General features: G+C 70.7%; 14 protein-coding genes. 11 read left to right on the top strand and 3 right to left on the bottom strand.

Annotated elements, in window-relative coordinates; all coding sequences use genetic code 11:
• Nucleotides 1-140: 140 nt before the first annotated feature.
• Nucleotides 141-3,062 carry an AfsR/SARP family transcriptional regulator gene (locus VF106_RS39385; protein ID WP_330845096.1) on the bottom strand — a complete coding sequence of 974 codons (2,922 nt, stop codon included), beginning with the start codon at nt 3,060-3,062 and terminating at the stop codon, nt 141-143.
• A 165-nt stretch (nt 3,063-3,227) separates the two neighbouring features.
• Between VF106_RS39385 and VF106_RS39380 the strand changes: the two genes are divergently transcribed.
• The 6 genes from VF106_RS39380 to VF106_RS39355 all read left to right on the top strand — a co-directional run bounded on the left by VF106_RS39380 (nt 3,228) and on the right by VF106_RS39355 (nt 11,475).
• Nucleotides 3,228-4,829, top strand: coding sequence for a DUF4331 domain-containing protein (locus VF106_RS39380; RefSeq protein ID WP_330845095.1), 1,602 nt, complete (start codon nt 3,228-3,230; stop codon nt 4,827-4,829).
• A gap of 55 nt (nt 4,830-4,884) precedes the next feature.
• Entirely contained in the window at nt 4,885-6,192 is a 1,308-nt protein-coding gene (locus VF106_RS39375; RefSeq protein WP_330845094.1) for a tetratricopeptide repeat protein, read from the top strand.
• Nucleotides 6,189-7,619, top strand: coding sequence for a nickel/cobalt transporter (locus tag VF106_RS39370; protein WP_330845093.1), 1,431 nt, complete (start codon nt 6,189-6,191; stop codon nt 7,617-7,619). The genes VF106_RS39375 and VF106_RS39370 overlap by 4 nt, the downstream gene beginning before the upstream one ends.
• A 48-nt stretch (nt 7,620-7,667) precedes the next feature.
• On the top strand, nt 7,668-7,982 hold the full coding sequence (locus tag VF106_RS39365) for a hypothetical protein (RefSeq protein WP_330845092.1): 315 nt from the start codon (nt 7,668-7,670) through the stop codon (nt 7,980-7,982).
• Nucleotides 7,983-8,070: 88 nt separating this feature from the next.
• A complete protein-coding gene (locus tag VF106_RS39360; RefSeq protein ID WP_330845091.1) occupies nt 8,071-9,228 on the top strand; it encodes an FAD-dependent monooxygenase in 1,158 nt (385 codons plus the stop codon).
• A gap of 690 nt (nt 9,229-9,918) precedes the next feature.
• On the top strand, nt 9,919-11,475 hold the full coding sequence (locus tag VF106_RS39355) for a hypothetical protein (protein ID WP_330845090.1): 1,557 nt from the start codon (nt 9,919-9,921) through the stop codon (nt 11,473-11,475).
• Between the two features lie 13 nt (nt 11,476-11,488).
• On the opposite strand, the gene VF106_RS39350 is transcribed toward VF106_RS39355, so the two are convergent.
• Nucleotides 11,489-12,727 carry a prolyl oligopeptidase family serine peptidase gene (locus VF106_RS39350; RefSeq protein ID WP_330845089.1) on the bottom strand — a complete coding sequence of 413 codons (1,239 nt, stop codon included), beginning with the start codon at nt 12,725-12,727 and terminating at the stop codon, nt 11,489-11,491.
• A gap of 349 nt (nt 12,728-13,076) precedes the next feature.
• On the opposite strand from VF106_RS39350, the gene VF106_RS39345 reads away from it, so the two are divergent.
• A complete protein-coding gene (locus VF106_RS39345) occupies nt 13,077-13,595 on the top strand; it encodes a hypothetical protein (protein ID WP_330845088.1) in 519 nt (172 codons plus the stop codon).
• 32 nt (nt 13,596-13,627) lie between these two features.
• Here the strand turns inward: VF106_RS39345 and VF106_RS39340 are convergent, their stop codons facing one another.
• Nucleotides 13,628-15,127, bottom strand: a complete 1,500-nt coding sequence (locus VF106_RS39340) for a glycogen synthase (protein WP_330845087.1) — start codon at nt 15,125-15,127, stop codon at nt 13,628-13,630.
• Nucleotides 15,128-15,293: 166 nt separating this feature from the next.
• Here VF106_RS39340 and VF106_RS39335 point away from each other — a divergent pair, with 166 nt between their 5' ends.
• From VF106_RS39335 to VF106_RS39320, 4 genes are read left to right on the top strand one after another with little or no spacing between them, the layout of a single operon-like run.
• On the top strand, nt 15,294-16,106 hold the full coding sequence (locus VF106_RS39335) for a sulfurtransferase (protein ID WP_330845086.1): 813 nt from the start codon (nt 15,294-15,296) through the stop codon (nt 16,104-16,106).
• Nucleotides 16,103-17,452 carry an FAD-binding oxidoreductase gene (locus tag VF106_RS39330; RefSeq protein WP_330845085.1) on the top strand — a complete coding sequence of 450 codons (1,350 nt, stop codon included), beginning with the start codon at nt 16,103-16,105 and terminating at the stop codon, nt 17,450-17,452. The genes VF106_RS39335 and VF106_RS39330 overlap by 4 nt, the downstream gene beginning before the upstream one ends.
• Nucleotides 17,449-18,165: an alpha/beta hydrolase gene (locus VF106_RS39325; protein ID WP_330845084.1), complete on the top strand. Its 717-nt coding sequence runs from the start codon at nt 17,449-17,451 to the stop codon at nt 18,163-18,165. The genes VF106_RS39330 and VF106_RS39325 overlap by 4 nt, the downstream gene beginning before the upstream one ends.
• Nucleotides 18,162-19,160: a ketopantoate reductase family protein gene (locus VF106_RS39320; protein ID WP_330845083.1), complete on the top strand. Its 999-nt coding sequence runs from the start codon at nt 18,162-18,164 to the stop codon at nt 19,158-19,160. Before VF106_RS39325 ends, VF106_RS39320 begins: the two co-directional genes overlap by 4 nt.
• Nucleotides 19,161-19,236: the final 76 nt, after the last annotated feature.

Here is a 19,236-nt window from a genome sequence, read left to right as displayed (position 1 = left end):
TTGGCGCCCCCCCCGCGCCCCGGGACCACCGCACTGCACACAAGCCACCAAGACCATCGGTGGATCTGGGCTCAATGTCCCGAAGGTGCACCTTCAGGACATCGCCACGTGGTCGACCCCCGACTTCCGGAACCGACCACTTAGGTCAGTGCCGCGGCGAGTAGGCCCAGTTCGGTGTAGATCGCGATCGCGCGGTCGTTGTGCAGGCGCGCGGTCTCGGCGGTCGTGGTGTGGGCCAGGCCGCGGTGTGCGCGGGCCTCCTGTTCGTGGGCGCCGGTGCGGGTGGCCACCGCCAGGGCCTGGGCGTGGTGCGCCTGGGCGGCGGCCTGGTTGCCCGCCGCCTGGTGTGCCTCGCCGAGGCCGTTGAGCGACCACGCCTCCCCGTCGCGGTCGCCGTGTGCGCGGAACAGGTCGAGCGCTTTCTCGTGGCGGCGGACCGCGTCAGCCGGGCGGGCGCGGATGGTTTCCGCCCTGCCCAGGCCGTCGATCGCCCAGGCCTGGCTGGCCCGGTGTCCGAGCAGCCCGAACTCCCCGGCCGCTTCGGCGTGCAGGTCGACGGCGTCGGCGAGGCGACCCTCGGCCATGGCGACCTCGCCGAGCCCGATCTTCACCCACGCCTCGCCGAAGCGGTGCCCGGCGAGGCGGTGCAGGTCCATCGCCTGCCGCAGGTGGGCGCGGCCGGCCTCGAGGTCGCCGATCCGTGTCTCGGCGGTGCCGAGCCGGGTCAGCACGTGCGCCGGGCCCGTCACGTCACCGGCCTGCTCGTAGGTGGCGAGGGCCATGGCGAAATGGTCGGCGGCGACGTGGTAGCGGCCCGCCCTTTCCTCGAGCATGCCGATGTTGCCCAGTGCTCTCGCCTGGCCGGCGAGGTCGCCGATCTCCTCGAACAACGTGAAGGCCGCCCACATGTCCGTCGCCGCGGCCGTGGTCCGGCCTGCCTGCGAGTGCACGCCGCCCAGGGCGTGGAGCGTGTTGGCCTCGGCGGCGCGGTCACCGGTCGCCCTGGCGGCCACCAACGCGTGCCCGTGGATCGCCAGCGCCACCGTGTCGTGGTTCCCGTCGAGGTACCGGAACAGCAAGGTGGACAAGGCCACCACGTGCTCGGGCCTGCCGTGCGTCGCGGCATGCGCGGCCAGGGCCGCCGCGCTGGCCAGTTCGGCGTCCAGCCATTCGCGTGCGGCGTCGGCGTCGGTGAGGTCGGGCGCCGGGCCGGCCGCGGTGGCGACGCGTGGCCGGCGATGGGCCTCGCCGGGGTAGAGCCGGTCCATGGCCGCGGCGGCGGTCGCGAGGTAGTAGCCGTACATCCGCTCGAGCGCGGTGTGGTGGTCGCCGGCGTGCCCGGTCTCTGCCGCGTACGCCTTGAGCAGGTCGTGCATGCCGTACCGGCCGCCGACAGGCTGCACGAGGTGCGCGCGGACGAGGGTGTCCAGCACGGTCCGGGCCTGGTCCAGCGAGCGGTCGGCGAGCGCGGCCAGCACGTAGTCGTCGAACGTCGGCGCCGGGTGGCGGCCGAGCACGGCGAACGCGCGGGTGGCCTCGGCGCTCAGCTGCCGGAGCGACCACGAGAACACCGACCGCACGGCGGCCCGCCGGTCGTCACCGCCGCTGAGCAGGTCGAGGGTGCGCTGGTCCGCCCGCAGTTCGTCGACCAGTCCGGAAAGTGGACTGCCCGGGCGGGACACGGCCAACTCGGCCGCGAGGCGCACGGTGAGCGGCAGCCGGGCACACCGCGAGGTGAGCGCGACCGCGGCCTCGGGCTCGGCGTCCACCCGTGTCCCCACGAGCCTGCGTAGCAGCGCGACCGCGTCGGTGCCGGGAAGCTGGTCGACGGCGATGCGATGCGCGCCGTGCAATGCCACCAGCCCGGCGAGCGAGTCGCGGCTGGTCACCACCACGACGCAGGTGGCCGTGCCCGGCAGCAGCGGGCGGACCTGCTCGACGGTCGCCGCGTTGTCCAGCACGACGAGCATCCGCCTGCCGGTGACCTCGGTGCGGAACCGGGCGGCTCGTTCGGCGACGCCGAGTGGGATTTCCGTGCCCGTGGCCAGCAGTGCGGTCAGGAACGCGGCCAGTGCGTCGGCGGGCGACACCGGCTGTTCCGGGTCGTAACCACGCAGGTCCAGGTACAACTGCCCGTCGGGGAACTGGTCGCGAACCCGGTGCCCCCAGCGCACGGCGGTCGCGGTCTTCCCGGCCCCGGCCGTGCCGGTCAGGCACACCAGCAGGGGTTCGCCGCGCGTGCCCGCCGCCAGCCGGTCCAGCTCGGCCAGCTCGTCGTCCCGGCCGGTGAACGCGACCACGTCGGCCGGCAGCTGCGCGGGCACGGGCGGCTGCGACTGGGCGGGTGGCGGGAGGTCGTGACGCAGCACGGCGTCGTGCACCGCGGCCAGCGCGGGTCCGGGGTCGGTGCCGAGCTCGTCCCGCAGCGCCCGGCGGATCCGGTCGTACTGGGTGAGGGCGGCTGCCGTGCGGCCCACGGTGTACAGCGCGCGGATCAGCGTCGCGGCGGCCGCGTCGTCGAGCGGGTGCTCCTCGGTCAGCTCGGTCAGCCTGGTGATCGTCGCGGCCGCGTCGCCCGCGCGGATCTCGGCCTCGGCCCACACCACGACGGCGGCCGCGTGCTCCTGACGCAAGGTGCGGCGGATGCGCTCCACCCAGTCGCCGCGCAGGCCCGCCAGCGGCTCGCCCTGCCAGAGGTCGAGACCGGCGCGCAGGGCGACGCGGTCGGCTCCCTTGCCCATCGCGCGGCGAAAGCGGAACAGGTCGACCTGGTCGGGCCGGATGTCCAGGCGGTACCCACCGGCCTCGCGGGTCAGCAGCGCACCACCCGGTTCGGCGCCTTCGAGCGTGCGGCGGATGCGGGCGATGTGGGCCTGCAGCGAGCGGCGGGCCTGCTGTGGCGGGAACTCACCCCACACCCGGTCCACCAGCGTGTCGATGCCGACAGCGTGACCGGGTTCGAGCAGCAGCGCCGCGAGCACCGCCTGCTGGCGAGGCTCGCCGACCGTGGTGGTGCGCCCGGTGACGTACAGCCGGACCGGACCCAGGATACGGAACTCCACGTCAAACCCCTGCTGGTGACGCGCCCCCGGTTCCAACCTGTGCAGCGTAATTCCCGAACCCCCGCCGCCACAACACTTCCACAACTTCCCCACTGGCGGCGGCGGGCACGATCCGCGCACAGGGGACGGATATCCGGCCGCTGCCTTGTCAAGAAAGGGATGGAAATGTCAATTCCCTCTCCCGCTCGTCGTCGGGTGCTCTCCCGGCGACGAGCGGCGGTCGCGCTCGTCGCGGTCGGGAGCACGGTACTGGCCACCGCTCTGGTCGGGCTGTCGTCGGGCTCGGCGGTCGCGTCGAGTCACCGGGAAGCTCCGCTGATCTCGAGCGACCCGCCCGTGGACAACACCGACGTGTACGCGTTCGTCAGCCCCGACCGACCGGACACCGTGACCCTGATCGCCAACTGGTTCCCGTTCGAGGAACCGAACGGAGGACCGACCTTCTACCCGTGGGCCACCGACGCCCACTACGACATCAACATCGACAACGACGGCGACGCGAAGGCGGACCTGACCTACCGGTGGGACTTCCGCACCGACGACCGGCGGGGGAACGCCACGTTCCTCTACAACGACGGCCAGGTCACCTCGCTGGACGACCCGAACCTGTTGTTCCGCCAGTTCTACACACTGTCGTTGCTCAACCGGGACAGCGGATCCACCGCCACCCTGGTCAGCAACGGCAAGGTCGTGCCGTCGAGAGTCGGCAACGGCTCCATGCCGGACTACTGGCAGCTTCGTGACCAGTCCATCACCGCCGTCCCGGGAGGCGGGCAGACCTTCGCCGGACAGTCCGAGGACCCGTTCTTCCTGGACCTGCGGGTGTTCGACCTGCTCTACGGCGGCAACCTGTCCGAGGTCGGGCAGGACACGGTGGCCGGCTACAACGTGAACACCGTCGCGTTGCAGGTGCCCAAGAGCGCGCTGACACTCAACGGCAACGCGACCCGCAACCCCGTGGTCGGGGTCTGGAGCGACACCGAGCGCTTCTCGCTCACGGTGCGCAGCCCGGGTTCGCAGCAGTCGTCCGGTGCCAAGGTCCAGGTGTCGCGGCTGGGCAACCCGCTGGTGAACGAGGTCGTGGTGCCCGCGGGGCTGAAGGACAGGTTCAACTCGATGCTGCCGGAGCAGGACGGGACGGTGCCCGCGTTGGTCAACAGGGTGACCAACCCGGAGTTGCCGGTCCTGATTCAACGGATCTACGGCATTCCGGCACCACCCACGCCACGGAACGACCTCGTGGAGATCTTCCTGACCGGGATCACCACGAAGTCGGGCCCTGCGATCAGCCTGGATCTCAACTCCCAGCTCAACAACGCCGACGTCGACCCGGCGAGGTTCGTGCCGTCGGAACAGTTGCGGCTGAACACGTCGATCCCGCCGACGGCCAACCCCAACCGGCTCGGTGTGCTGGGCGGTGACCTCCAGGGGTTCCCGAACGGCCGCAGGCTGGCCGACGACGCGCTGGACATCAGTCTCCAGGCGGTGGAAGGCGCCGCGGTCAGCGGCATCGTGGCGCCGCTCGCCGCGGGTGACCAGGTCGATCGGAACAATGTCCCGTTCGGTTCGGTGTTCCCGTACATCACCCTGCCGAACAACACCGCGGTCAACCGGACCTTGTTCGATGGCGACACGGTGGCACCGTTCGGCTGGCCGAACTTCCCGACCATGCCGACGCTGACCGGCTTGTTGGCGGTGGCGTTGATCGGGTCCGGCGTCGTGCTCTTCCGGCGTCAGTCCCGCGGCATCGCGTGGCAGACCGCATGACTGAAGGTGGTCGTCGGCGACGGCGACCACCCCCACCTTCTGGAAGGGACGACTGATGTCTGCCCGTAGCGCGAGAGCGCGCGCCCTCCTGGTCGTCGGTCTCGGCGTTGGTCTGCTCGTCCTCAGCGTCGCCGCGCTTCTCCCGCCCGCCACGTCGACCCCAGCGACCGTGGCGGGCGGGAGTACCAGCACCCTCGACCGACGGATCTCGGCAGCACAGGCCAGGCTGGCGAGGCAGGAACAGGATCCGCGAACCTGGGCCGAGCTGGGCGCCGCCTACGTCGAGAAGGCGCGGATCACCGCGAATCCCGCCTACTACCCGAAAGCCGAAGGGGCGCTGCGTAAGTCCCTGGCACAGCAACCCGACGGCAACGGTCCCGCGTTGACCGGCATGGGAGCACTCGCCAACGCACGACACGACTTCGCCGCCGCCCGCTCGTTCGGCGAGCAGGCAAGGGAAGTGCTCCCGGACACCGCGGAGGTGTACGGCGTGCTCACCGACGCCTACACCCAGCTCGGCGACACCGAGGCGGCCACCGCCGCGTTACAGCGCATGCTGGAACTCAAGCCGGGTGTCTCCTCGTTCACCCGCGCCGCATACGAGTTCGAGCTGCACGGCAACGTCGACGACGCCCGCCACGCGCTCGACCGTGCGCTGGCCGACGCGATCGATCCCGCCGACATCGCGTTCTGCCGCTACCGGCTCGGCGAGCTCGCCTTCGACAACGGGGACATCGACGCCGCCGGGCGCCACTACGAGGCCGGACTGCTTGTGGTGCCCGAGGACCCGCCGCTGCTGCAGGGAAGAGCGAAGGTCGCGGCGGCACGCGGACACACCGAGGAAGCGCTTGCCGGCTACCGGGATCTCGTGTCCCGTCTGCCGAACACGCAGTACCCGCAGGAGTACGCCCTGCTGTTGACCTTCGCGGGCGAACCCGAAAACGCCGAACGCCAGTACGCGCTCATCGAGCAGCAGGAACAACTCCAAGCCGCTTCCGGTGCGACCGACGACCTCGCGGCGTCACTGGTCGCCGCCGACCGAGGCGATGCCGGGCAGGCGCTGGAGCGTGCCCAGGCGGAATGGTCACGCCGACAACCCGTGTTCGTCGCGGACGCACTGGCCTGGGCACTGCACCTGAGTGGCCGGGACGTCGAAGCGCTCACCTACGCCGACCACGCCGCGGGCACCGGCTGGCGCAACGCCACGTTCTTCTACCACCGCGGCATGATCCTCGCCGGTCTCGGCCGGGACGCCGAAGCCGTCACGGCACTCACCGAGGCGCTGCGCATCAACCCGCACTTCTCACCCGTCGAGGCACGGACCGCGCGGGCCACCCTCGCGAACCTGCGAGGTGCGGGATGATTCGGCGTCTCGCCGTTCTGCTTGCGTTGTGCGCGTTGGGGTTCCTGGCGGCGCCCTCGGCGGCGGCCGCGCACCCCCTTGGTAACTTCACCGTCAACCACTTCAACGGCCTCACCCTGTACCCGGACCGGATCGACCTGCACGCCGTCATCGACCTCGCCGAGATACCCACGGTGCAGGAACGACCGGCGGTCGACGGTGACGTGTCCGCGGCCGGTGCCTACGCCGACCGGCAGTGCGGGCAGTTCGCCGACGCGACAACGGTCACGGTCGACGGCGTCCCCGGCGAGTGGCGGCTCACCGGGCGCGGGCTGGAGTTCCCCTCGGGGGAGGCCGGGCTCGCGACCATGCGCCTGTCCTGCGAGTTCACCACCGCGGCCACATTGGACCGCCCCGCCACGATCGAGTTCCAGGATTCGTTCCACACCAACCGGATCGGCTGGCACGAACTCGTGGTCACCGGCGACGGGGTCCGTACCGTCGACTCGACACTGCCCGCCACGAGCGTCAGTGACGAGCTGCGTGCCTACCCCGAGGACCTCCTGGAGGACCCGCTCGACGTCCGAGAGGCCACGATCCGGACAGAGCCGGGCACTGCCGCCGTCGGGTCGCCGTCGGTGGTTCCCGGCACGGACTCGCCCGCGGCATCCTGGTTCACCAGTCTCGCGGGCAGCAGGGACCTCACCCCACTCGTCGGCATCCTCGCCGTACTGCTCTCCCTTGTGCTCGGCGCCTCCCACGCGGCCCTGCCAGGACACGGCAAGACGGTCATCGCCGCCTATCTCGCGGGCAAGAACGGCTCGGTCCGGGACGCCGTCACGGTGGGCGCCACCGTCACCGTCACCCACACCGCGGGGGTGCTCGTCCTCGGGCTGCTCATCAGCGGGTCGAGCGTGATCGCGGGCGAGAGCGTGCTCGGCTGGCTCGGCGTCGCCAGCGGGTCGCTGGTCGCGTTGATCGGCGCCGTACTGCTGCGGTCGGCCCTTCGAGCCCTGCCGGACGAGCCAGCGCGGGAGCTGGCGTACGCCGGTGTTGCCGCTGGGCGCGACACACCGAGCCCGCCGACCCACAACCACGGGCACGGGCACAGTCACGGCCACGGATACGGCAGGTCCGGGCTCATCGGCATGGGCGTCGCCGGTGGTCTCGTGCCCAGCCCGTCCGCGCTCGTCGTCCTCCTCGGCGCGATCGCGCTCGGCCGGACCTGGTTCGGGGTGCTGCTCGTACTCGGCTACGGCGTGGGCATGGCGGCCACGCTCACGCTCGTCGGCGTCCTGCTCGTCCGCCTCCGTGACCGCGTCGACCGGTTCCCCTGGGTCGGCCTCCGGCTGACACGACTGCGGACCTGGACCCCCGTGCTCACGGCGACGCTCGTCCTCGTCGTCGGGCTCGGTCTCGCCGTGCGCGCCGCCGCGGGCATCACCTGACCAGAAAGGCAGCCCATGAACAAACCGTCCACCAAACGGAGAGCGGTCTTGACGGTACTGCTTTTCGGCGCCGTAGCCGCGTGCAGCGTGGCCGCCCCCGACCCCGGCCCGCGCTTCGACGACGAGACCACGGGTGGCACCGTGCGTGACCTGACCTGCATGAAGCACCAGCCACAGCCACCCGGCACCCGCTACACCGACGACACGACCAGACGCACCGACGAAACCCTGGCCCTGCTCCGCTACTACACCGCCAACGGCGCCAAACCGTACTGCGACGGCAACGGCCCGACCGACATCGACCGCCAGTGGGTCGACATCTACGTGCGCCTCGGCGCGGACAAGAAGAACGTGGGGCGTTGAAGGACGCCCACAGGTCCGGGTAGTTGAGCGATCGCTCAAAACCATCTATCCTCCGGTTTGAGCAGTCGCTCAAGAAGGGGGAGGGTGGATGGCTGAGCGCACCGCGGTCGTGGTGGGCGGGGGGATCGGTGGTCTGGCCGCGGCGGTGGCGCTGCACCGGCGCGGTTGGGGGGTGGCGGTGCTGGAGCGGGCCGGGGAGTTCGCCGAGGTCGGTGCGGGCCTTTCGCTGTGGCCGAACGCGATGCGCGCACTCGCGGCGCTTGACCTGGCGGAACGCGTGCGCGTGCTCGGAGCGGTGGAAACGGCCGGCGGCGTACGCGGTCGCACGGGTCGCTGGTTGTCCAAAATGGACAACGCGGAGATCGTGGGGCGTCACGGCTGGCCGCTTCTGGTGGTACACCGGGCGGACCTGGTGCGGACGTTGGTCGGAGCGTTGCCGGCGGAGTCGTTGCGGCCGGGCTGCGAGGTGCACGCCATGCACCCGGATGGCGAGGCCGTGGTGGTCGAGCATCGGGACGGGATCCTGCGCGCGGATCTGGTGGTCGGCGCCGACGGCGTGCGTAGCGCAATGCGACGGCAGTGGTGGCCGCACGCGAAAGGGCCCCGCTATGTCGGCTACACGGGTTGGCGCATGATCACTGAGCCGCTCGCGGACCTTCGGCCCGAAGGCGCCGTGATCTGGGGTCGCGGCGAACGAATCGGGTTCACCTCGTTGCCGGGCGGGCGGTTCTACTGCTTCGCGACCGCCACGGTGCCCGAGGACGCCGCCAGCGACGATGGCGAACATGCCGCCGTGCGGCGCAGATTCGGCGACTGGCCGGACCCGATCCCCACACTGCTGGCGGCGGTGCCCGAGGACGCTGTGCTCCGTCATGACGTGTACGACCTGCCGCCACTGCCGACCTACGTGCGCGACCGGATGGCGCTGTTGGGGGACGCGGCGCACGCGATGGACCCGATTCTGGGTCAGGGTGCGTGCCAGGCGCTGGAGGACGCGGTCACTCTCGCCGCCTGCCTGGACGAGACGCCGAACCTGGGCGCCGCACTGGCCCACTACGACCGGCTGCGACGCCCACGCACCCAGGCGATCGTCCGCCGTGCCGCCCGTCTCGGGACCGTCGCCCAATGGTCCTGGCCACCGGCGGTGCTGCTCCGCGACCTCGCGGCCACACTGACACCCGCCACCGCGACCCTGCGCTCGATGGCGTCCGTTCTGGGCTGGGTGCCGCCGGATGGGGCGTGTTAGTGCCCGCCCGGCCGTTTCAACCGTTGTGTGGGATGGCGGCTGTGCTGTGGGGGACACGTTGGTGGTTGCGGGTGTGCCGCCGCGACGTTGCGCTGCGGCTGTTCTTGGTTGGACGTCGCCGGAAGGGGCGTGTTAGTGCCCGACCGGACCTATCTGCCGTTGCGTGGGATCGCGGCCGTGCTGTGGGGGGACACGTCGGTTGTTGTGGGTGCGCCGCTGCGACGTTGCGCTGCATGGCGTCCGTTCTGGGTTGGACGCCGCCGGAAAGGGGGCGTGTTAGTGCCCGCCCGGCCGTTTCAACCGTTGCGTGGGATCACCGCGGTGCTGCTGGGGACACGTCGGTCGTTGTGGGTGTGCCGCTGCGACGTTGCTGCAAGGCGTCCGTTCTGGGCTGGACGCCGCCGGAGAGGGCGTGCTGGTGCCCGCCCGGCCGTTTCAACCATTGTGTGGGATCACCGCCGTGCTGCTGGGGACACGTCGGTCGTTGCGGGTGCGCCGCCGCGACCTTGCGCTGCAAGGCGTCCGTTCTCGGCTGGGCCCGCCTGAGGGGTGTGTTGGTGCGTGGCTGGACCTATCTGCCGTTGCGTGGGATCGCGGCCGTGCTGTTGGGGACGTTGGTTGTGCGGGCGGGCCGCTGCGCCCTTGCGCTGCGTCCGTTCTCGGGCTGGGTCCGCCTGAAGGGGGCGCGTAGTGCCTGACTGGACCTATCACCCGCTGCGCGGGATGGCGGCCGCGCTGCTGGGAACGCGCCGGTCGCAGCGGGTCGCGTTGCGGACTCTGGCTGCCATTGGTTCGTTGCCGGGCGGCGGTCGGCTCATCGCACGGGGGTTCGGGCACCATCACCCGCCGCCGCGGTTGGCCGGGGCGGTTGCCGGCGTGCCGGTGCGTAGTCGGCTCGGTGCGGTGGTGCCGCCCAGCGTGGCACGGGACGCGGTGCGTGCGTTGCCTCCACTGGGGGCTGGGCTGATCGAGGTGGCGCCGGTCGGCCTTGCCGACGTCCCGGTAGTGCGCGAGGCCGCGAAGGGCCGGCGTGTCCCGGTGGTGGTGCGTGCGGTCGGGCCGGACGCGGCGGCCGTGGCCACCGCCTTGGCGCCGCACGTCGACGCGGTCAGGACCGAGGCGGCCCCGAACGTGGTCCATGTGACGTCCCCGTCCGTGGCGCTGGCCGCCCAAGCGCTGTCCGAGCGGGCCGAGGCTGTCCTGGTCACGCCCTCGGTGCTGGTCCGGTCAGGGCCTGGTTGGTTCGCCCGGGTGACCGAGGCTGCGACTCCCGCCAGTCCGGCACCCTCGGTGCGCGACGTCGGCCGTGATCCTCGGCGGTGGCCGGCGTGGTGGTGGGGTCTGCTGGTCGGCCTTGGCATGGGCGGTGCCGGGCTGGGAGCCGCCGCGATCACGCTCGGACCGGTGTTGCTGTGGTACGACCGCGAGTTCCTGGGCATGGGGCTGGATCAGCTCCACGCGATCAACCACCATCTAGTGCATTTCCTGCAGCACGACCGGATCACGATGGCCGGCACGATGGTGGCGATCGGCGTGCTCTACGTCGGCCTCGCCGTCGGCGGCATCCGGCGAGGCTGGCCGTGGGCCCGCGAGGCCTACCTCGTGTCCGGGTGGATCGGGTTTCCCACGTTGCTGTACTTCCTGGGTTTCGGGTTCGTCGAGCCACTGCACACCGCGGTCGCCGTCGTGCTCTTCCCGATGTTCCTGATCGCCACCAGCCGCCGTTCGGAGCATCCACAGTGGACAGTTTGGCCGGAAGGGCCGGAACGCGAGCGGCACAGGGCACTGGTCGGTCAACTTCTGTTGGTGTGCACTGGAATCGGACTGTTCGTCGGCGGCGTGGTGGTGTCGGCGGTCGGCCTCACCGACGTGTTCGTGGAAAGCGACCTGGAATTCCTGCGGACCGGACCGGACGCGTTGCGGGCCGCCAACCCCCGGCTGCTGTCGTTCATCGCGCACGACCGGGCCGGCTTCGGTGGGGCGCTGATGGCCGCGGCCACGGCGATAACCCTGCTCAGTGCGTGGGGATGGCGGCGGGGCGAGTCATGGGTCTGGTGGTCACTCGCGCTCGCCGCGATCACCGGCTTCCTCCCCGCGATGGTCGTGCACGGCGTCATCCGGTACACCGACTTCGGCCATCTGGCACCGGTTCTCGTCGGGATCGGCCTCACACTGACCGCCCTGATCCTCGCCCGCCCCTACCTGTGTGCGCGCCAGGAGGTGTCAGCGGTGCCCGGGCACCACTGACACCTCGCTCGGATCAGCGTCGTTGCTGGGCCATCCACTGCCAGATGTGGGTTCCGTCGATGCTCGGGTCGTTGCGGGCCACGTAGATCCATGACCAGTGGCCGGGGAACTGTACGCCGTTCCAGACGACGTTGTCGTAGAGCGACATCAGGGAGCCGGGGATGAGGTCGTGCGCGTGGACGGTATTGGTCTGCGGGTTCACGGTGGTGTCGTCGGCGGAGGTGACCAGCCAGGTGGGAGTGCTGATCGCGGTCAGCTCGGCGTCGGGAATCATCGGCGGGTTCCCCGCGACGACACCGCAGATCGGCACGGACGCGGCGAACGCGGTGGGATAGACCGTGGTCATCTTCATGCTCATGTAGCCGCCGTTGCTGCAGCCGGTCACATAGATGCGGTCGGGATCGACGGCACGTCTGCGGACGACCTCGCCGATGATCTCCTGGATGAGCGGGGCGAAGCGGGGACCGTCCTGCAGCCAGAAGGAGGTGCTCTGCGGGGCGACGACGTACGCGCCGTCGAAGATCCGTTGTGCCTCACGGGTGACGAAGCCCAGCGCGCCGCGGTTGGCGCGCAATGTGGTCTCGTTGTCGTAGTAGTTGTCCGGCAGCGAGGCGCCCTCGCCGCCGCCGTGCAGCCAGACGATCAGCGGGCGCTTGCCGTGCCTGGCCGAGCGGGTGGGGGAGTAGAGCCGATACTTCATGCCCGAGCCGGAGACGTGGTAGCTGAAGGCGTCGACCTCGGGGTTGGACAGCCGGCCCTGCACGAAGCGGGAGATGGTGACCGGCCGGCCGCCGCGCAGGGTGAGCGGCGCGTTCTGCGTGATGGTGTAGACGAGATCGAGCTGGACGTTGCGGCCTATGCGCCCGATGAAGCCGAGGGTGCCGCCGCCGGGTTGGAACTCGGCGAACCTCAACGAGAGCACGATGTTCCCGCGGCGGTCGAGCTGGGCGGCGGTCACTGTCCGGTCGAGGTCGTACCCGACAACCTGGCTGCCGGTGGCGACCGGGCTGGTTGCCTTGGCGTGCACGCTGAACGTGCCGGTCGTCAGGCTCGCCGGGTCGATCGGCCCGAGCCGGGACGTGTCGAGGGTGACCGAGGTGACCTGCTCGCCACCGTCGAGCGTCACCGCGTTGAGAACGAAACGCACGCTCTGGGCCTGGTTGTCGGCGTGGGCGACGCCAGGCAACGCCAGGCCGGCAGCCGCCCCCGCGCCAACGCCCAGCGCGGTGCGACGACTGATCAACATAGCCATGCGAACTCCCTTGTCCGTTTTCCTGTATTGCTGCAGGTGAAGGGGCTGAGCCGCGACAGATCGAGATCGAGCGGGCCGGTCGCGACGCGCCATGCGTCGTGGGCCGGCACCGATGAGTACGCCTTCCTGTGGGTTGCCGTTCAGAGCGAGGTTCCAGATCTTTCGTAGCACGACTTCGGCCGTGGTGTCCTGCGTGCCAAGCGCAGCGCCCGCGACGCCGGGCCGGACGAGTCGCCCTCGTCCGCCGCGATCAATGCCGTTGCGAGACGGTGTATAACTTTGCTCGACGCCCCGCGGGGGCGATCGAGCATGAGTCATCTCCTGTCGTACGGAACGAAGGATCGGCACCATGTTCAATCTTCGAAGAATGTCTCGTTTCCTCGTTTGTTCGATGGCGACAGCACTTTTCTTCGTGATGGGTACTCCGTCCGCGTCCGCCATGAGCGGATCACCCGTCACCGTCGTCTACAGCCATGTCGCCTACTGCGTGAAGGCATCGGCCGCCATCGACCACTACGTCGGAGGTTTCTCCGGCAATATCGGCTACGCCAACGCGTATCTGGCGTCCCGTTCATTCACCGGATCCTGCAACGGAGCCATGACGGGATGGGGTCGGGTACGGCTCGAGGTTCAGGTATGGAACGGCTCCGTCGGCGTCTTCTGCCGCGGTTCCGACTGGAGGTACGGCGAGTTCGGCTGGTCCGGAGGCGAGCTGGGCGGCCCCTTCGGGCCCCAACAACTCCTGGACTACGGCGGTGCCGTCTGCGGGCCGAACTACTACCGGACGGTAGCGACAGCCGAGTACAACCCCAGCGGCTCGACATGGGTTGGCGGCAGCGTCGCGTCACCCTGGGAATTCGTGCCCTGAGCGGTTTCCAGGCCGTGTGAATCGAACCGAGGTCATCCCGGGTGGCGGATGAAGTCGTAGATGTCCACGTAGTGCTGGCCGGGCGTGGCCCAGGAGTGGTCGGCGCGCATCCCGTTGACCATCAGTTCTCGGAAGTCCTCCGGGGAGGAGAACCACAGGCTGATCGCGCGGTGTAGGGCGGACTCGAGGGCGTGCTCGTCGGTGTGGTGGAACACGTAGCCGTTGCGTTCGTGGGCCGGACGCAGCGAGTGGTCCCGGTCGAAGATGGTGTCGATCATGCCGCCGATGGCGCGGACGACCGGCACGGTGCCGTACCGCAGTGCGATGAGGGGTACCAGGCCGCACGGTTCGAACATGCTCGGCACGACGAGGATGTCCGCTCCGGCGAAGACGAGATGGGCCAGTTCCTCGTGGTAGCCGATCTCGATGTGGCAGTCGGGGTTGTCGTTGAGGTGGTTCTTGAGCCACCAGAAGTGGTCGTTGACGTCCTGCTGGTGGCCGGTGCTGCTCAGCAGCACGAATTGCCCGCCGTGGCCGAGGGTGTGGAAGATCGCGTGGTGGACCAGGTGCATGCCCTTCTGCTGGTCCAGCCGGCCGACGTAGGCGACGATCGGGCCGTACCGTTCACGCAGCCAGAACCGGTGACGTAGCCGTGCTTTGGCGTGGTACTTGCCGGTCAGGTCGTCGGCCGTGTAGCGGGTCGGGAGCAGTGGGTCGGTCTCGGGGTTCCAGGTCTCGTAGTCGACCCCGTTGAGCACACCACCGAATTTCCGCTCGTGCACATACAGGGTGTGTCCGAGCCCGCCTGCCTGGTCGCTGTAGCGGACCTCGTGCGCGTGCTGCGGGGACACGGTGGTGACGAAGTTGGCGTAGACGATGCCGCCCTTCATCAGGTTCACGGCCCCGTACCCGTTCCCCAGGCGGTCCGGGTGGGTGAAGTGTTCGAGCCTGCCCAACCGCGACGCCCACAGCACCCAGTCGCCGGTGACGCCCTGGTGGCCGAAGTTGTGGATCGTGTAGCACACCCGCTGCCACGGCATGTGCTGTTGGTACTGCTCGTACAGCAACACCGGTAGCAGGCCGGTCTGCCAGTCGTGGCAGTGGATGACGTCGGGACGTTTGTTCGTGCGCAGCAGGAACTCCAGCACGGCCTTGCTGAAGAACGCGAACCGGTTCACGTCGTCGGCGTACCCGTAGTGCTCGGCGCGACCGAAGAAGTTCTCCGCCGAATGCGGCTCGATGAAAAAACACCGCCGCCCGTGAACGAAACCGAACCACACCGTGCACCGGATCGCCCCGCCGAACCACGGCACCCACAGGTCCTCGTAGCTGACCTGGAACCCCCAGATGTCCTGGTAACGCATGTGCTCATACCGGGGCAGCACGATCTCCACCGCGTGCCCGCGAACCTCGACCTCCCGGCTCAGCCCGAACACGACGTCGCCCAGGCCACCCGCCTTCGCCGCCGGAGCGCACTCCGACGCCACCATCACCACATACACCGCGATCCTCGAGCCGGTCCGGACGCTCAAGCCCCCTGATGTCGATCACCATTGCGAAGTCTCCCGTCCGCGTCTTCACCCGCGACAGGTGAGACCCGTGCCCGAAAGGGTGGCGCGTGGGATCACCATTCCTGATGGGTGGCCATCGGGATTTCCTTGCGGTGTCGAGCGGTGTCCCGTGCCTAGCATTTCGGGTGTGACGGTCACTGTTTCCGTGCCGGAGCTGCGCGCCCGGATCGACGATGTTCGCCTGCTCGACGTTCGATGGCGGTTGGGTTCACCGGACGGTCGTCCCGCCCACGCCGCGGGCCACATTCCCGGCACCGTGTACGTGGACCTCGAGTCGACGCTGTCCGCGCGCCCTGGACCGGGGGACGGCCGCCACCCGCTGCCCGACCGCGCCGCGCTGCAGGACGCCGTGCGCCGGTGGGGCATCAACGACGGCGACACGGTCGTGGCGTACGACGACACCGGCAACTTCGCGGCCGCCCGCGCGTGGTGGCTGCTGCGGGACGCCGGGCTGGACGTGCGGTTGCTCGACGGCGGACTCGCCGCCTGGGCCGCGGCGGGCCACCCGTTGGAGACCGGCGAGGTGACCCCCGAACCCGGCACGGCGACCCTCACCCGTGGCGAGCTGCCGGCCATCGACATCGACGACGCGGCCGCCTGGCCCACGCACGGTGCGCTGCTCGACGCCAGGGCGGGGGAGCGCTACCGGGGCGAGGTCGAGCCGGTGGATCCTCGCGCCGGCCACATCCCCGGCGCGATCAGTGCACCGACGACCGAGAACCTGACGGCCGACGGCACGTTCCTCGCCGCCGGCGAACTGCGGGAACGGTTCGGGAAGCTCGGTGTGCGCGCCGGGGACAAGGTCGCCGTGTACTGCGGCTCGGGCGTCACCGCCGCCCACACGATCGCCGCGTTGCGGATCGCGGGCATAGACGCGGCCCTCTATCCGGGGTCGTGGTCCCAGTGGTCGAGCGACGAGAACCGCCCGGTCGCGACATGAGCCTCGGCGAGCTGACGCGTGCCCTCGCGGCCTGGTCCACCGACCCCGACGAACTGGTCAGGGCCTCCGTCGACCGCTCCGGCGCCACGGCGGACGGGCTGCCCGACCTGGTCGTCTTCGCCAAAAGCGTCGACGACGTCCGGCACACCGTCTCCTACGCCGCCGCCAACGGGGTGCCGGTCGTGCCGCGAGGCGCGGGCTCCGGGGTCGCCGGTGGTGCGGTCGCGGGCGCCGGTTCGATCGTGCTCGACCTGTCGGATCTCGACCGGATCGTGGAGATCCGCCCGGACGAGGCGATCGCCGTGGTCGAACCCGGGGTCGTCACCGCCGACCTCGACGCCGCCGCGGCCGCGCACGGGCTGCGGTACGCCCCCGACCCGGCCAGCGCGGCGATCTCCACGATCGGCGGCAACATCGCGACCAACGCGGGTGGGCTGCGGTGCGTCAAGTACGGGGTGACCCGCGACGCCGTGCTTGCCGTCGACGCCGTGCTGGGTGACGGCACGCTGGTCAGCACCGGCCGCCGCACGCTCAAGGGCGTCACCGGGTACGACCTGACCGGCCTGCTGGTCGGCTCCGAGGGCACGCTCGGGGTGATCGTCGGCGCCACCGTGCGCCTGTCGCCGCTGCCGACCGCGACGGCAACGGCCAGCGCGTTCTTCGCCACCGCCACCGCCGCCGACGCCGTCGCGGCCGTGACCGCGTTGCAGCGCCGTGGTTTGCGGCCGTCGACGGCGGAGCTGCTCGACCAGTCCACCCTCGTCGCCATCGACGAGGCCCAGGGCGGTGACCTGCACACCCGCGGCGAGGTCTTCCTGCTCCTGCAGACCGACGGCTACGGCGCCGAGGCCGAGATGGCCGTGGCCGAACGTGTGCTCAGGCCACTGGCGACCGCGCTCGAGACCACCACCGACCCGGCCGTCGCGGACCGGCTGGTCGCGACCCGCCGTGCGGCGCTCCCGGCCATCGAACGGCACGGCCGCGTGCTGATCGAGGACATCGCGGTGCCCCGCTCACGGCTGGCCGAGACGGTGACGGCGGTCGAGGCCATCGCCGCGCGCACCGGCGTGCGGATCTTCGTGTTCGCGCACGTCGGCGACGGCAACCTGCACCCGATCGTGGTCGCCGACAGCGCCTCGCCCTCGCAGGTCGAACAGGCCGTCGGAGCGATCTTCGAGCACGCGCTCGCCGTGGGCGGCACGCTCACCGGCGAACACGGCGTTGGCACGCTGAAACTGCCCTGGCTGGCCGCCGAACTGGGCGAGCCCGCACTGGAACTGCACCGGCGCATCAAGGCGGTGTTCGACCCCGCCGGAATCCTGAACCCTGGAAAGGCTCTCGCATGACCATCTCATTCGACAACCCACCCCAGCTCGCCGCCCGCGGCACCGTCGTGGTGCTGCCCGGCCGCGGCGAGGACGCCACCGTCTACGAGCGCCTCGGACTGCGGCTGAGCTTCGACGCCTACCGCGTCCGCGTGCTCGACGACCCGACGCGTGACCCGGCCGCGGCCACCTCCGCCGTCAAGGCCCTGTTGACCGAGGACCTCCCCGGCCCACATGTCCTCCTCGGTTCCGACACCGGCGCCCTGTTCGCGGCACTGCTCGTCGCGGAGTGGACGGTCACAGTGGACGGTCTCGTCCTCGCCGGCCTGCCGATCACCCCTCAGGACGAGAAAGTCCTGGACTGGCAGGCGGAACTGGACGTTCGCACCACCTGCCCCACCCACCGGGCCCGGCTCTCGGACGACACGGCCTTCCAGCGCGGCGCGCTGTGGCACGCCCCGCCGCCGGACTGGACCGACCGCGCCAACGCGGCCGGTGTCCCGGTGCCGGTGCTCGGCATCCACGGCACGGACGACCCACTGTCCAAGCTGGACAACGTGCGCGGCTGGTTCGCCCGCCTGTCGCACGGTGAGCTGATCAGCCTCGCGGGCACCGCCCACGACGCGTTGAACAATCAGACCCACCGCACGGCGGCCGCGGTGATCGTCCGTTTCCTGGAACGGCTGCGGCTGGGTGCCGATCTGCCGGTCATCGACCGAGTGGAAGCGGTGTGAGTGTTCCGATGCCGGTGACGCGCTATGTGGTGATCGGCGCGGGGGCGGTCGGTGCCACCACGGCCGCGCAGTTGCACCTGGCGGGTCGCGAGGTCGTGCTGGCCGCACGGGGCGCGCACCTCGCCGCGCTGCGGGAGACCGGTCTGCGGTACATCCGCCCCGACGGCGCCACAACCTTGCGGTTACCCGTGGTCGGCGGGCCCGACGAGCTGAAGCTGCGCCCCGACGACCTGCTCGTGCTGGCCACGAAGACCCAGGACGCCGACGCGGCGCTGGCGGCGTGGGCGTGGCAGGCGGTCGGCGCCGGGCTGGCGGCCACCGAGCTGCCGGTGCTGACCGTCCAGAACGGACTCGACAGCGAGCGGAGTGCGTTGCGCCGCTTCGCGACCGTCTTCGGTGCTGTGTCGTGGTCCCCGTCCAGTCACGTGGCGCCCGGCGAGGTCGTGTCACCCGCGGCGCCGGTCGTGGGCGTGTTCTGGGCCGGGCGATACCCGTCGGGCACCGATCCCCGCCTCGACGCGGTCGCGGCCGACTTCGCCGCCGCCGGCCTGGCGCTGGAGATCGTGCCCGACATCGTCCCGTTCAAGGCGGGCAAGCTGGTGTCCATCCTGCCCAACGCACTGGACGCGCTGTATCCGCCGAGCCCGTTGCGGGACCGCGCGGCCGAGATCCTGCGGGCGGAGGCCGTGGACGTGTTCGCCACGGCGGGAATCCGCGTCGCGGACCTCGTGGGGGAGAGCACCCAGGACCTGTCCGGGTTCGTGCCCCGGTCGATCCCCGGCCACGAACGCGGCGGCGGCTCCACGTGGCAGAGCCTGGTCCGCGGCGCGACGGTCGAGTCGGAGTTCCTCAACGGCGAGATCGTCCTGCTCGCCCGCCTCCACGGCCGGGAGGCACCCGCCAACGCCGCCGTGCTGGCCCGCATCGCCCGCGCCGCGGCGGAACGCACCCCACCCCGCTCACTCCCCGACGACGACCTCGCGGCGCTACTCTGACGCCGCTGTCCCAAGAGTGCCCCTGGTCAGGCGTCGCGTTCACGCTCCGGCGATGTCTCGAAAGACGCGTTCATGT

Origin of the sequence: Actinophytocola sp. (assembly GCF_036378875.1) — a bacterium.
Classification (GTDB): domain Bacteria; phylum Actinomycetota; class Actinomycetes; order Mycobacteriales; family Pseudonocardiaceae; genus Actinophytocola.
The sequence above is the reverse complement of the archived record's forward strand: the minus strand, read 5'-3'. Positions and strand labels throughout refer to the sequence as shown.